Annotated in this window: 12 protein-coding genes; 11 read left to right on the plus strand and 1 reads right to left on the minus strand. The window is 61.6% G+C overall.

The window, feature by feature from the left end:
* Positions 1–52 precede the first annotated feature (52 nt).
* The 9 genes from KRX51_RS02515 (at position 53) to KRX51_RS02555 (ending at position 10,631) form a co-directional block, all read left to right on the plus strand.
* Complete coding sequence (locus KRX51_RS02515) at positions 53–1,621, plus strand: carboxyl transferase domain-containing protein (protein ID WP_218361372.1); 1,569 nt, start codon at positions 53–55, stop codon at positions 1,619–1,621.
* A 68-nt stretch (positions 1,622–1,689) separates the two neighbouring features.
* A complete protein-coding gene (locus tag KRX51_RS02520) occupies positions 1,690–3,702 on the plus strand; it encodes an acetyl/propionyl/methylcrotonyl-CoA carboxylase subunit alpha (protein WP_218361373.1) in 2,013 nt (670 codons plus the stop codon).
* 87 nt (positions 3,703–3,789) lie between these two features.
* Positions 3,790–4,947, plus strand: a complete 1,158-nt coding sequence (locus KRX51_RS02525; RefSeq protein WP_218361374.1) for an acyl-CoA dehydrogenase family protein — start codon at positions 3,790–3,792, stop codon at positions 4,945–4,947.
* A 13-nt stretch (positions 4,948–4,960) separates the two neighbouring features.
* Entirely contained in the window at positions 4,961–5,497 is a 537-nt protein-coding gene (locus KRX51_RS02530) for a MaoC family dehydratase (RefSeq protein ID WP_218361375.1), read from the plus strand.
* A complete protein-coding gene (locus tag KRX51_RS02535; protein WP_218361376.1) occupies positions 5,494–6,309 on the plus strand; it encodes a CoA ester lyase in 816 nt (271 codons plus the stop codon). Before KRX51_RS02530 ends, KRX51_RS02535 begins: the two co-directional genes overlap by 4 nt.
* 12 nt (positions 6,310–6,321) lie before the next feature.
* Positions 6,322–8,019 (plus strand): AMP-binding protein, encoded by a 1,698-nt coding sequence (locus tag KRX51_RS02540; RefSeq protein ID WP_218361377.1) that lies wholly within the window; start codon positions 6,322–6,324, stop codon positions 8,017–8,019.
* Positions 8,020–8,022: 3 nt separating this feature from the next.
* On the plus strand, positions 8,023–8,733 hold the full coding sequence (locus KRX51_RS02545) for a CoA transferase subunit A (protein WP_218361378.1): 711 nt from the start codon (positions 8,023–8,025) through the stop codon (positions 8,731–8,733).
* Complete coding sequence (locus tag KRX51_RS02550; protein ID WP_255549350.1) at positions 8,730–9,410, plus strand: CoA transferase subunit B; 681 nt, start codon at positions 8,730–8,732, stop codon at positions 9,408–9,410. Before KRX51_RS02545 ends, KRX51_RS02550 begins: the two co-directional genes overlap by 4 nt.
* Positions 9,411–9,422: 12 nt before the next feature.
* Positions 9,423–10,631 (plus strand): acetyl-CoA C-acetyltransferase, encoded by a 1,209-nt coding sequence (locus KRX51_RS02555; protein WP_218361379.1) that lies wholly within the window; start codon positions 9,423–9,425, stop codon positions 10,629–10,631.
* Between the two features lie 160 nt (positions 10,632–10,791).
* Here KRX51_RS02555 and KRX51_RS02560 read toward each other — a convergent pair whose 3' ends face one another.
* On the minus strand, positions 10,792–12,375 hold the full coding sequence (locus KRX51_RS02560; protein ID WP_218361380.1) for an LCP family protein: 1,584 nt from the start codon (positions 12,373–12,375) through the stop codon (positions 10,792–10,794).
* Positions 12,376–12,478: 103 nt separating this feature from the next.
* On the opposite strand from KRX51_RS02560, the gene rfbD reads away from it, so the two are divergent.
* Together rfbD and KRX51_RS02570 are read left to right on the plus strand one after the other, a co-directional pair.
* Positions 12,479–13,321, plus strand: coding sequence for a dTDP-4-dehydrorhamnose reductase (rfbD, locus tag KRX51_RS02565; protein WP_218361381.1), 843 nt, complete (start codon positions 12,479–12,481; stop codon positions 13,319–13,321).
* A 10-nt stretch (positions 13,322–13,331) separates the two neighbouring features.
* A complete protein-coding gene (locus KRX51_RS02570) occupies positions 13,332–14,222 on the plus strand; it encodes a glycosyltransferase family 2 protein (protein WP_370624988.1) in 891 nt (296 codons plus the stop codon).
* Positions 14,223–14,267 lie beyond the last annotated feature (45 nt).

Consider the following 14,267-nt stretch of genomic DNA (forward strand, 5'->3'; position numbering starts at 1 on the left):
TTAATCGCCATTAACGAAATGGTGTTAGCGAAGTTGCTTGGAGAAAACGCCCATGATCCAGTCATCCCGCGAAGGCCACGAAACTCTCGTCGCTGAACTGCGCGAAACCGTTGCCACCGCAGCCAAAGGTGGCCCAGAAAAAGCCCGTAGGCGGCATATATCCCGAGGCAAGCTGCTTGTTCGACAGCGCATCGCAGAACTCCTCGACCCCGGTAGCCCCTTCCTGGAGGTCGCCCCGTTAGCTGCGCATGAAATGTACGACGGACGCGTCCCGGCAGCCGGTGTTGTCGCCGGTATCGGCCTGGTGCAAGGTCGCCGGTGCATGGTGGTGGCCAATGACGCCACCGTCTCTGGCGGTACCTATTACCCCATTACGGTGAAGAAGCACCTCCGCGCCCAGGAGATTGCCGACGCCAACCGCCTGCCCTGTATCTACTTGGTCGACTCCGGTGGCGCGATGCTGCTCAACCAGGACGAAGTCTTCCCGGATCGGGACCATTTCGGGCGAATCTTCTTCAACCAGGCCAATATGTCCGCCAAGGGCATTCCGCAGATTTCCGCGGTACTTGGTTCCTGCACCGCTGGCGGCGCCTACGTTCCCGCAATGTCTGACGAGACCGTCATCGTCAAGGAACAGGGCACCATTTTCTTGGCTGGACCGCCCTTGGTGAAAGCGGCGACCGGTGAAGACGTCACCCCCGAGGAACTCGGCGGCGGGGAGATGCACTCGAAAACCTCTGGTGTTACCGACCACCTTGCGCTTGACGACGCTGACGCCTTGCAGCGTGTCCGCAGCATCGTCGACACATTGCCGGCTGAGCCCACACCGCCGTGGGAGGTGCGCGACACTGTCGAACCAAAGCGCCCACAGACGGATCTTTATGACGTTGTCCCGGTCGACCCGAAGCAGCCCTATGACGTGCACGAGGTTATTGAGATTCTGGTCGATGGTGGGAGTTACCACGAGTTCAAGGCCGAATTTGGTTCCAGCTTGGTCACTGCTTTTGCCCGTATTCATGGTCACCCGGTCGGTGTGATTGCCAATAACGGCATTCTGTTTGCTGAATCAGCTCAAAAGGGTGCGCACTTCATTGAGTTGTGTGATGCCCGCAGAATCCCGCTGGTCTTCCTGCAGAACACCACAGGTTTTATGGTCGGTCGCCAATATGAGGCCGGCGGTATCGCCAAGCACGGCGCGAAGATGGTCAACGCGGTCGCAACCACTAGGGTGCCGAAATTCACCGTGGTTATTGGAGGTGCCTTCGGTGCCGGTAACTATTCGATGTGTGGCCGCTCGTATTCGCCGCGATTTATGTGGATGTGGCCGAATGCTCGGGTGGCGGTGATGGGTGGCCCGCAGGCGGCGATGACGTTGTCTACTGTGCGTCGCAATCAGATCGAGCGCTCCGGCGGTACCTGGTCGGCGGAGGAGCAGGAGGATTTCGAGCGCCCGGTGCGCGAGCAGTTTGAGCGCCAGTCGAGTTGCTATTACTCCACCGCGCGGCTGTGGGATGACGGCGTAATTGACCCCGCCGACACTCGCCGCATGCTCGGCATGGCGCTCGACGTTGCCGGCGGCGCCCCGTTGGCGGAGCCCGGCTTCGGCGTCTTCCGTATGTAGACCCTGATGTTCATTCTCAACTCGGTTTTCACCTGGTTTTATTTGGCGCCCTTCAAGGAGTTGCAGCCATGACTGATATCACCACTGTTCTTGTTGCCAATCGTGGCGAGATTGCCTGCCGTGTCATCCGTACTCTCCGCGAGCAGGGAGTTCGCTCCGTTGCGGTGTACTCCGACGCAGATGCTGATGCCCAGCATGTGCGGATGGCTGATATCGCTGTCCGCATCGGTCCGCCCGCTGCGCGAGAGTCGTATTTGCTTGCCGACGTGATCCTTGACGCGGCCCGTCGGACTGGCGCACAAGCGATTCACCCCGGTTATGGGTTTTTATCGGAGAACGCCTCATTTTCGAGGGCTTGCGCCGACGCTGGCATTATTTTCATGGGTCCCTCTGGGCAGGCCATCGAAACCATGGGCGATAAGATTTCTGCCCGTGCTGCCGTGGAGGCCCGCGATGTGCCGACGGTGCCGGGTATTTCGCGCCCGGGCTTGACCGACGAGGAGTTGGTCGATGCTGCTGCGGGAGTGGGCTTTCCGGTGCTGATCAAACCCTCTGCCGGCGGTGGCGGTAAAGGCATGCACCGGGTGGAGGACCCGAAAGATTTACCGGAGGCGTTGCGCACTGCCCGTCGTGAAGCGGCGAGTTCGTTTGGTGATGACGCGCTGTTTTTGGAGCATTTCGTCGATACTCCGCGCCATATTGAGGTGCAGATTCTCGCTGATACTCATGGCAATGTGGTGCACCTAGGAGAGCGTGAATGCTCCCTGCAGCGTCGGCACCAGAAGGTCATTGAGGAGGCGCCATCGCCGCTGCTGACCGAGAAGATTCGCCAGGACATCGGTGGTGCTGCTTGTGATGCGGCGCGCTCAGTGGGCTACGTCGGCGCCGGCACGGTGGAGTTCATTGTCCCGGCCAATGAGCCAGAGAAGTTCTACTTCATGGAGATGAATACACGCCTCCAGGTTGAACATCCGGTCACGGAGGAGGTCACTGGGCTGGACTTGGTGGCTTTACAGTTGGCAATCGCCCGTGGAGAGAAGCTGCCGATTACTCAGGACGGTATAACGCTCACCGGCCACTCTGTAGAAGCCCGGGTGTATGCCGAGGACCCTGAGGCTGGTTTCCTGCCCACTGGCGGGACTATCCATCGGGTTATTGACCCCACCGGCGCTGGGGTGCGCGTTGATTCCGGTATCGCTGATGGCACCGTGGTGTCCTCCTTATATGACCCGATGTTGATGAAGGTCATCACCCACGGCGCTGACCGCGAAGAAGCTCTGGAACGTATGGACCAGGCCTTGGCGAAGACAGTGGTTGCAGGTGTCACAGTTAACACTGATTTCTGTCGATATTTGCTGAAAGTTCCTGATGTGGCCAGCGGCGACTTAGATACTGGGCTGCTCGACCGCGTTGCCGACGGTTATGTTCGCTCCAAGGTGCCAGATTCCGCACTGGTTGCTGCCGCGATGACGTGGCTGTCCAACCGGTGGCCACAAAACCCCACCAGCCCGTGGCAGGTGCCAGACGCGTGGCGTCCTGGTCATACCGCCGCGCAGCGATTGCGGTTGGCGGCAGCAGGGGAGTCGACACTTATCTCGATCACGGGCTCCCCGGGGCGTGCCGACGTTGTCGTCGACGATCAGATGCCCGGTGTTACCGATGAAGATGCAGCCGAGCCACGCAGTTATGTCGCTACCATTCACGCCGACGGCGAGATGATCCGCGTCGATATCGACGGTGTGGCCCGGCAATGGCAGGTAGAGGATCTCGGCACCGACATCATCGTGTCGTGTGATGAGGGGGCGTGGGTTGTCCACCGCGAGAACGTAGTCCACTCCGCGGCCGACGATATCGGTGGCGGCGATGGGGTGCTGCGCTCACCGATGCCAGGCACCGTCATTGCGTTATCCCAGGAAAACGGTGCACACGTTGCGGAAGGGGACGCAGTGCTGGTGGTCGAAGCCATGAAGATGGAGCACACCTTGCGGGCCCCATTTGCCGGCTTGGTCAGTTATCACTGCGCCGAGGCTGACCAGGTTTCCGCGGAAAAGGATTTGGCCACGATTGAGCCGGACGAGTAGTCCACCGCGGGTGTGACGCGCTGTGCTCAGCACGTCGGAAAGCCCAGAACACCCACCTAAGAGTTTGGTTTTGAAAAGGAGTACACCATGACTGATATCAACACCGCCGATCTGCCCAGCCAATACCGTGAACTGCAGCAGGGCGTACGCGACTTCGCCAATAACGTTGTCGACCCGGTAGCCGCCGAGCATGACCGCAACCACACCTTCCCGTATGAGGTCATTTCCCAGATGGGGGAGATGGGCTTATTCGGTCTGCCTTTCCCGGAGGAATACGGCGGCATGGGAGGTGATTACCTGGCCCTGGGCCTGGCCCTAGAAGAACTGGGCAAAGTCGACCAATCCGTGGCGATTACCCTCGAAGCCGCCGTTGGTCTGGGTGCAATGCCGATTTATCGCTTCGGCACCGAGGAACAAAAAGAAAAATGGTTACCGGATCTCACCGCCGGTAAGAAACTCGCCGGCTTTGGTCTAACCGAACCCGATGCTGGTTCCGACGCAGGCGCGACCCGCACCACAGCCAAAGACGATGGCGACGACTTCGTCATCAATGGTTCCAAACAGTTCATCACTAACTCCGGCACTGACATCACCTCCCTGGTAACCGTTACCGCCGTTACCGGCACAGCCGGGGATAAGAAAGAGATTTCTACCATCCTGGTGCCTACTGACACCGAGGGCTTTGTCGCTGAGCCGGCCTACGACAAGGTCGGTTGGAATGCCTCCGATACGCACCCGTTGACCTTTTCCAACGTCCGAGTGCCGCAGTCCAACCTGCTAGGCGAGCGTGGTCGCGGCTTTGCGAACTTCTTATCCACCCTCGCCGAAGGCCGCGTCGCTATCGCCGCCCTGGCCACCGGTGTTGCCCAGGGCTGTGTCGACGAGTCGGTGCGCTACGCCAAGCAACGCACCTCAATGGGCCGAGCCATTGCCGAATACCAAGCCATTTCCTTCAAGATCGCCCGAATGGAGGCCCGCGCCCACGCTGCGCGCACCGCCTGGCTTGATGCTGCCGCGAAGATGGTGAAGGGCCTGGACTTCCGCCGCGAAGCCTCCATCGCCAAACTGCTGTCCTCTGAGGCCGCGATGGACAACGCTCGTGACGCCACCCAAATCCACGGCGGCTACGGCTTCATGAACGAGTACCGAGTCGCCCGTCACTACCGCGACTCCAAAATCCTCGAAATCGGTGAAGGCACCTCCGAGGTGCAGCTCATGCTCATCGCACGCGGTCTGGGCCTATAGAGGAGGATTCGCCATGACCACCGCCAATACCCCATACACGCCAGGCACCTCCGACGACGCGATGCGCCATATAGTTCAGCGCGGCCTATGGTTCGAGGAATTCGAAACCGGGGTGCGTTACCTACACCGGCCCGGCCGCACCGCCACCGAGGCCGATAATGTCCTCTTCACCACGCTGACCATGAACGATCAGCCGCTGCACCTCGATGCGGCCTGGGCCCAAGAGCAGGCCGATTTCGGCGGCGAACGCCTGGTCAACTCACTGTGGACACTGTCCACCCTCGTGGGGCTCTCCGTGGCCCAGCTCACCCTGGGCACCATTGTCGCCAATCTCGGGTTCACCGAGGTGACCTTCCCCGCGCCGATGAAACACGGAGACACACTCTATGGCGAGACTATCTGCCGCTCTACCCGGCGCAGTGCATCTCGACCGGGTCAGGGCATCGTCGAGCTCGAGCACATCGGCCGCAATCAACACGGCACTGTGGTGTGTCGGGCGGTGCGGGCCACCTTGGTGCAATGCCGACCCGAAGGGGAGGACGCACTATGACCTCCCACACCTGGTTCCCCGCAGGGCCGGCGTTACTCTTCGCCCCGGCGGACCGCCCGGAGCGTTTCGGCAAGGCAGCGCAGCGGGCCGACGTTGTCATCCTCGATCTTGAGGATGGTTGCCGACCGGAAAACCGCACCCAGGCCCGCGCCAATATTGCGGCAACTGACCTCGATCCCGAGCGCACCATCGTGCGGATCAACCCAGCCGATAGTCCGGATCACGCCGAGGACCTGGCGGCGCTGAAAAAGACCCCGTTCCGCACCGTCATGTTGCCTAAAGCCGAGTCCGCGTCCCAGATCGCTGCCCTGCACGGCTTCGACGTCATTGCCTTGTGTGAGACCCCGAGGGGCGTGTTAAACGCCCTCGATATCGCCAGCGCTGACAACCTCGTCGCCATGTTTTGGGGTGCCGAAGACCTCACCGCAGCCTTGGGCGGCACCCACTCGCGTGACAGCACCGGCACGTACCGCGACGTGGCCCGATATGCCCGCGCCCACGTGCACCTGGCGGCCGCGGCGCAAGGCGTCAGCGCCTTGGACTCCGTTCACGTTGACATTGCTGATGTCGACGGATTGCGCGCTGAGGCCGATGATGCTGCCGCCCTGGGCTATGTCGGCACCTGCTGTATCCACCCATCCCAAGTAGCCATCATTCGGCAGGCTTATCGGCCTACCGACGAACAAATCGAGTGGGCCACAGGCCTGCTTGAGGCCGCTAAAGACAACTCCGGCGCTTTCAGTTTCGCCGGCCAGATGGTTGACGCGCCTCTGGTCAGCCAGGCCGAAGCCATCCTCCGCAGAGCAGTTTAAGGAGACACTGCCATGACTGATCTCAAGACAATCCCCACCCCTTATGGCCGCACCGTCGTTGATGACGAAGGCAACCAGCTATCCCATGTCTTCGGTGCAGGTGTGGACCAGGGCGCAGCCCCGCTGCGGAATGAAACCCTCGGCGACAACCTCCGCAATATTGTCGAACGGTGGCCGGACCGCTACGCCATGATTGATGTCTACGCCGATAAGACCCTGACCTACGAACAGCTCTACCGCAAGGTGCTGTCCCTGGCTTCGGCACTGGTACGCGCTGGTTATCGCCCTGGCGACCGGGTGGGTATCTGGTCGACCAACCGCTGGGAATGGGTTGTGGTCCAGTACGCCTGTCACCATGTGGGCCTGGTGTTGGTCAATATCAACCCGGCCTATCGCCAGCACGAGCTCAATTACGTCCTAGAAAAGGTTGGTGTGAGCTGTGTGTTCGCCGCCCGCCGGTTTAAAGACTCGGACTACCGGACCATGCTCAACGAGGCCCGCAAACAGCGCGGCGTCAACGTGAAGGACATCTTCTACTTTGGTTCATCGGAGTGGTACGAGTTCGTGCACAGCGATATCGAGGACCTCACCGAGTATTCGGACGGTATCTCCGCTGATGATGCAGCCAATATCCAGTTCACCTCTGGAACCACAGGCTTCCCCAAAGGGGCGACCCTTTCGCACAAAAACATCCTGAACAATGCCTACTTCATCGGTGAGTTGCTTGGCTACACCGAAGAAGACCGGGTGTGCGTGCCAGTGCCGTTCTTCCACACGTTCGGCATGGTCATCGGCACCATCAACTGCATCAGCCACGGTGCGTGCATTGTCATCCCCGCCCCGACCTTTAAAGCCCGCGAAACGCTCAAAGCCGTGCACTCAGCGAAGGCCACTTCTTTGTACGGGGTACCGACAATGTTCATTCACGCCCTCGAAGAGCAGCACGATCATGAGGAGTACGGCAGCCCCTACGATGTCTCCTCACTGCGTACCGGCATCATGGCTGGCACTTCCTGCCCATCAAAGACCATGCGTGAGGTGATGGACCGCTTCAATATGAATGAAGTCGCCATCTGTTACGGCATGACCGAAACCTCCCCGGTGTCCCTCCAGACCCGCGCGGACTCCCCACTGGAAAAACGCGTCAGCACCGTCGGCCAGGTCATGCCACATCTAGAGCTCGCCATTATCGACGAAGCGACCGGTGCACCAGTCAAGCGGGGTGAGCAGGGCGAGATTGTGGTGCGCGGCTACTCCGTAATGCTGGAGTACTGGGGCCACCCGGAGAAGACCGCCGAAGCCATCGATGCCGACGGTTGGATGCACAGCGGCGACCTCGGTGTCATGGACGAAGAAGGCTATGTCTCAGTCACCGGCCGCATCAAGGACATGCTCATCCGAGGTGGCGAGAATATCTACCCCCGCGAGATCGAAGAGTTCTTGTTCACCCACCCAGCCATTGTCGACGCGCAGGTCATTGGCGTTCCCGACGATAAGTATGGCGAGGAAATCATGGCGTGGGTCATCCTGCACGACAACGTCGACGATCTTACGTCCGACGAGGTGGCTGAGTTCGCCCGAGGCAAACTGTCACGCCACAAAATCCCGCGCTATGTGCAGGTGGTGGACGAATACCCGATGACCGCCTCCGGCAAGGTCCGCAAAGTTCAGCTGCGCGAGATGGCCCCGCGCGTCCTGGGGTGGGTGTAAATCATGAGCGTTGTCCATAACAACACCACCGAACTCATCGCCGAGCTTGCTCAGGACGGCATGACCATCGCCGTTGGTGGCTTCGGTCTGTGCGGCGTGCCATATGACCTCATCGACGCATTGCGCGAAAGCGGTGCCAAGGACCTCACCATCGTGTCCAACAATATGGGTATCGACGGCCTAGGCCTTGGCGTGCTCCTGGAAAATGGGCAGGTCACAAAGGCTATCTCCAGCTATGTCGGTGAAAATAAGGAATTCGCCCGCCAATATCTCGAGGGAGAACTCGAAGTGGAGTTCAACCCGCAAGGCACTCTCGCAGAACGCCTGCGCGCGGGCGGAGCCGGTATTCCTGCGTTCTATACAGCCACCGGCGTCGGCACGCTTGTTGCCGAAGGGAAGCCGCACGCGGAATTCGACGGCAAAACCTACGTGCAAGAACGCGGCATTGTCGCCGATCTTGCCCTCGTGCACGCCCACACCGGAGATATCGACGGCAACCTCGTTTACCGCTCGACCGCGCAGAACTTCAACCCCATGTGTGCAGCGTCTGGGCGCATCACCATCGCGGAAGTAGAAAACCTCGTCGACCGTGGCGATATCGACCCGGATCGGGTGATGACCCCGGGCGTCTACATCGACCACGTCGTCACAACCACCCGCACTGACAAGCCCATCGAAAAGCACACCGTGCGCCCCAAGGAGGAAGCCCGATGAGTCCCACACAGGCCCAACAGCATGGGTGGACACGCGAGAATATGGCCGCCCTAGCCGCCGCTGAACTCTCCGACGGTGATTACGTCAACCTGGGTATCGGCATTCCCACACTGGTTGCTAACCACGTGCCCGAAGGAGTGCGTGTCATCCTGCAATCCGAAAACGGCATCCTCGGCATGGGCCCCTACCCGTATGAGGGGGAGGAGGACCCCGACCTCATCAATGCCGGCAAACAAACCGTGACATTGGTGCCCGGTGCTGCTGTCTTCGATTCGGCGACCAGTTTCGGCATGATCCGCGGCGGGCACGTGAAGATGGCCGTTCTTGGTGCGATGCAAGTCGCTGAGAACGGTGACCTGGCCAACTGGATGATCCCGGGAAAAATGATCAAAGGCATGGGCGGTGCCATGGACCTTGTTTCCGGAACCCCGCGCGTCATCGTGCTCACCGACCATGTGGCTAAAGATGGCAGCCCAAAATTGGTAAAAGAATGCGATTTACCCCTCACGGGTGCGAAGGTGGTGAAGCGGATTATTACCGACCTCGGTAGCTTCGATGTTGGAACCGATCACCTCATTCTTCGGCGCCTCGCCCCTGGTGTGACAGTGGAGGAGATTGAGGCGAAGACTGAAGCTAGATTTGTTGTCGACCTCGATGATGCAAGCAATTCCCTGTAAGGAGAACACATTATGAGCGAATTCCCCGCCGCCAGCCCCGACGATGTCGTCATTATTGCTGGTGCCCGCACTGCGCAGGGTAAACTGCTGGGCCAGTTAGCCCCGCTTGAGGTCGTCGATCTCGGCGCCCACGCCATCAAGAACGCCGTTGCGCGCTCGGGGTTGAAGCCCGAGGACGTGCAGCGCGTCGTGCTTGGCCAGGTCATCCTCGCCGGTGCTGGCCAGAACCCGGCCCGTCAGGCTGCCATCAAGGCTGGCCTGCCGTGGAATGTTACTGCCGAGATTGTGAACAAGGTGTGCCTGTCCGGCCTGGACGCGGTCATCCACGCCGCTCGGATGATTCGCCTCGGCGAGGCCGATGTTGTCGTCGCCGGCGGCCAGGAATCCATGACCAACGCCCCGCACGTCGCCCGTGGCGTGCGCAAGGGCAAGGCCTACGGCCCGCTGAGCATGGAAGATTCTCTGATGCGCGATGGCCTAGTGGACTCCTTCGACGCCATCTCCATGGGTGAGCTCACTGAGGGCCCGCTGGATGACCTCGGCATCTCCCGGGACGACCAGGACCAGGTTGCTGCAGCATCCCACCAGCGCGCCGCCGCCGCCCAGGAGAAAGGCATCTTCGCTGAGGAGATCGCACCCCTGGAAATCCCGCAGCGCAAGGGCGACCCGGTGGTTGTCGACACCGATCAGGGCATCCGCCCGGACACCACCGCTGAGTCCCTCGGCAAGCTGCGTCCGGCGTTCGTGCGCGATGGTGGCACCATCACCGCCGGAAACGCCTCGCCGATTTCCGACGGTGCGTGCGCCCTGGTGCTGACCTCCCGTCGCTACGCCGAAGAGCACGGCCTGGACTACCTGGCCGTGGTGGGTAAGGCCGGTCAGACCGCTGGCCCCGATAACTCCCTGCACGCCCAGCCTGCTGATTCGCTGCAGGCCGCGCTGGACAGCGCCGGGTGGGAGGCCAATGAGCTGGACTTCATTGAGATCAATGAGGCCTTCGCTGCGGTGGCTGTGAAGTCGCTGCGTCAGCTGGACTACCCGCACGAGAAGTGCAATATCTACGGCGGCGCGATCGCCCTGGGCCACCCCATTGGTTGCTCCGGTGCCCGCTTGACCTTCACCGCCGCCATGGAACTGGCCCGCCGCGGTTCCGGCCGTGCCGGGGTCAGCCTTTGCGGCGGCGGCGGCCAGGGCGATGCCCTGCTGCTCTACCGCGATTAATGCGAACAGCCTGCCCAACGAGCGGGGCATAACCCGCAGCTAAGGCAGGAAACGCCGGCCCCAGTTAGTGCTGGGGCCGGCTGTTTTTATATGTGGAGTGTGGGTGTGCCGGTGACTGGTCTCAGCGCGGAACCGGAAAACCTCGACCGGCCACGAGTGCCTAGTTCACGCACATTGGGCCGTTGCCACCAGCATCAATCGGCTCGGTGGTGGGCTCAGGTGCAGGCGCGCCGCCCTCGTCGCCGACGACCTCGCCGGACCCTGCGGCGTCAGCGGAGTCAGCCTCGGCAGCACCGGCTTCTGCGGAGTCGTCGGAATAAAGACCGGGGCCGTTGTAATCACCGGCCAACGTGACCGACACATTGCCCGGCGGCAGTGACGGGTCGTACACCACAGGCAGGTCACCGAGCTTCTTGGCGATAGCCAACGCGGCCGGGTCGCCGGTGTCGGTGGCGTTGACCTGACTCATGGTCACACCGGTGTACTCGGCGTTGGCGACATCGCCGACAGCGAAACCGTCCTTGGCCAAAAGATCGGAAACACGCCCGGCCAGTCCGTCAGTGAAGGTGGCGTTGTACACACTGACGGTCACCTTGGCGGCATCGTAATTGACTGCCTCGGGGGCCTCGGACTCCGTACTGCTCTCATCATCGGTGTCGAGCAGCTTCTCGAAGTACTTGTGCACCTGACCCTTATCCACAGTCACCACAGATTCACCGTGGTCACCGACACCGTCGATGGAGGTCACCGGGATAGTGTCGAAGATGACATTGCCGCCAGTCAGGCCCTGCATCTGGGTGGCGAATCCCATGACATCCCACTCGTCATCAAGCACCACCGAACGCCGCACCGCACCACCGAGCTCATTAAGGCGTGCCGGGTTGGACAAGGTGCCAGCAGAGAGCAGCTTATTGGCGAATGAGGCCATAAAAGCCTGCTGGCGGGTAATGCGATCCAGGTCGCCGCGCGGCAGGCCGTGGCGTTGCCGGACGAAGGACAACGCATCGGCGCCACCCAGGGTCTGGCGGCCGGCAGTGAAGTCCGCGCCGGAAAACTCGTCGTAGACGGGGGCGTTAAGGCACACATCCACGCCGCCCACAGCGTCGGTAAGCAACACAAACCCCAGCAGGCCCACCTCGGCGTAATGGTCGACGGCGATACCGGTGAGGTCATCAATGGCGTTAATCAGCGCCTGCCGCCCAGCTTCGGTGGAAAGTTTTTCCACATCCTCAGGGGAGCGGCCATCGGCGATGAGCTGCTCGGCGCGTGCTTCCTTGGTGAGGCCATAGACACCGTTGATTTTGACGTTGCCCAGCGCCGGAGTGCTGACATACGTATCGCGCGGGATGGAGATAGCCGTGGCGGAGGTGCCGTCGCTGGGCACACGGATCACCATGATGGTGTCAGTGTTGGTGGCCGTCTCATCGCCGGCGCGCAGCAGTTCGATCTCCTCCGGCGACAGCGCATTGCCTTCTGCGTCGGTACGCGAATCAGAGCCGACCAACAAGATGTCGGTGGCGCCGTCTTTTTCCGCGCCGAGGGAGAAATTGCCCCCGGAGCTGAGGTTATCGGCGGCACGGCCGAGGGTGGTCCAACCGATGGCGGCCAGGCCAAGACAAATCAGCGAGAAGAAGATCAACACACCGCGCGCCGAGGCCGGCAAGGCCTGGGAGATATCCCTGGTGCGCGATGGAGGAGCCTGGATAGCCCGGGCATGCCTGGGCCGTTGTGGCGTCGCGCTCACGTGGTACCTCCTGCGCACCGGTGGACAATATCGGGCTCATTATGCTGGGTTCACCATAATTCGCACATACTGGAAACGTCATTTTAGTGAAAGGGGGCCAGTAATGCCGCATCCTGGTGTGCTTTGCGTGGGGGCGGGCGGCCAGTTGGGCTCCGCACTCACGGCCCGCGGCGTGCGCGGACTGGGCCGTGCTGAGCTGGATATCACCGACCGCGCGGCGGTTATGGCCCACCCCGATCTTGGCTCCGCCGACGTGGTGATTAACTGCGCGGCCTTCACAGCCGTCGATGATGCAGAGTCCCATCCGCAGGCCGCGGCGGCGGTGAATGAGGCCGGTGCGGGGTATCTGGCGCAGGCATGTGCGGCTAGCGGGGCGTTCCTCATCCATATTTCGACCGATTACGTATTTGATGGCCAGGTGCTTGCCGACGGCACCGCCCGACCGTGGTCGACCACCGATACACCTGCCCCGCGCACCGTCTACGGGCGCACCAAACTCGCGGGGGAGCGGGCAGTACAACAGGTATGCCCACGCTCAGCGATTGTGCGCACCGCGTGGCTATACGACGGGCGCACACCGGATTTTGTCACCACAATGCGCCGCCTGGAGGCCACGCAGGACACCATTCGTGTCGTCGATGACCAGTACGGCTGCCCCACATTTGTCGGCGACCTTGCCGACGCGCTGATTGCCCTTGCCAAGCGCCCCACCCCGGGGCTGTTTCATCTCACCAATAGTGGTGTGACGACCTGGTGTGGGCTGGCCCGCGAGGTGTTCGAGCTGGTGGGGGCTGACCCGCAGCGAGTGGTGCCGTGTACGACGGAGGAGTTCCCGCGCCCGGCGCCGCGCCCGCAATGGTCGGCACTGGATGGGTCCGCCTGGGTGGCCGCGGGCTACGAAGGGCTGCCGGAGTGGCGCGATGGGCTGCGCCGGGCCCTGCTCTAAGCTCGGATGGGTGAAAAACGCCGGAACTCCGCTGCCCCTGGGTGTTGTGACAGTGACGTACTCACCGGGGCAGCATCTGCCTGCCCTGGTTGAGTCGCTATCGGCGAATACGGAAATCATCCTCGCCGATAATGGTTCTACTGATGGTTCCCCGCAGGCTGTAGCTGAGGCCTATGACAATGTGCATTTCCTGCCCACGGGCGGAAATATTGGCTACGGCGCGGCAGCTAATCGCGGTATTGCTGAGCTGGCCCGGATGCGTGCCGACGGTCTTATCCGCGGCGATGTGGTCTTGCTTGTGAACCCGGATGTGACTTTCGCCGAGGGGGCTATTGACGCGCTGCTTGAGTGCGCTAGCGCCAATCCGGATGCCGGTAGCGTCGGGCCGCTGATCCGCGAAAACGACGGTTCGGTGTACCCGTCGGCACGCGCGGTGCCCACGCTTATTGGGGGCACGGGACATGCGGTGTTGTCTGGGGTATGGCCGAATAATCCGTTCTCGCGGCGCTACCACGGAGACAGTGCTATGGACCGGCAGCGCGATGCTGGCTGGTTGTCGGGGTCGTGCCTACTGCTTAACTGGGCGGCCTTTGATGAGATCGGGGGGTTCGACGAGCGGTACTTCATGTACATGGAGGACGTGGATCTCGGTGACCGGCTGGGGCGCGCGGGGTGGCGCAATATTTTCTGCCCGGCGGCGGAGATCCATCATGACCAGGGCCATAGCGCGAAAAAGTTCAAGGCCCGCACTATTCGGGCGCACCATGAGTCGGCATACCGGTTCAATGCGGACCGGGCCCCGGGGTGGCGGTGGGCTCCCCTGCGATGGGGGTTGCGCGCCGGGCTGGCTCTGCGCGCCTCCATCCTTCTCGGGCTGGCGCGGCGTAGGAATGAACTTTAACTACAGGTGACGCTCGTACGTGGGGCGCCCGGAGGAGGTTTTGGA

Source organism: Corynebacterium sp. TAE3-ERU12 (genome assembly GCF_019209905.1).
Classification (GTDB): Bacteria; Actinomycetota; Actinomycetes; order Mycobacteriales; family Mycobacteriaceae; genus Corynebacterium.

Coding starts and splice junctions, on each gene's coding strand:
- KRX51_RS02535 (WP_218361376.1), top strand. CDS start 5,494: ATGACCTCCCACACCTGGTTCCCCGCAGGGCCGGCGTTACTCTTCGCC.
- KRX51_RS02555 (WP_218361379.1), top strand. CDS start 9,423: ATGAGCGAATTCCCCGCCGCCAGCCCCGACGATGTCGTCATTATTGCT.
- KRX51_RS02530 (WP_218361375.1), top strand. CDS start 4,961: ATGACCACCGCCAATACCCCATACACGCCAGGCACCTCCGACGACGCG.
- KRX51_RS02550 (WP_255549350.1), top strand. CDS start 8,730: ATGAGTCCCACACAGGCCCAACAGCATGGGTGGACACGCGAGAATATG.
- KRX51_RS02525 (WP_218361374.1), top strand. CDS start 3,790: ATGACTGATATCAACACCGCCGATCTGCCCAGCCAATACCGTGAACTG.
- rfbD (WP_218361381.1), top strand. CDS start 12,479: ATGCCGCATCCTGGTGTGCTTTGCGTGGGGGCGGGCGGCCAGTTGGGC.
- KRX51_RS02515 (WP_218361372.1), top strand. CDS start 53: ATGATCCAGTCATCCCGCGAAGGCCACGAAACTCTCGTCGCTGAACTG.
- KRX51_RS02545 (WP_218361378.1), top strand. CDS start 8,023: ATGAGCGTTGTCCATAACAACACCACCGAACTCATCGCCGAGCTTGCT.
- KRX51_RS02520 (WP_218361373.1), top strand. CDS start 1,690: ATGACTGATATCACCACTGTTCTTGTTGCCAATCGTGGCGAGATTGCC.
- KRX51_RS02540 (WP_218361377.1), top strand. CDS start 6,322: ATGACTGATCTCAAGACAATCCCCACCCCTTATGGCCGCACCGTCGTT.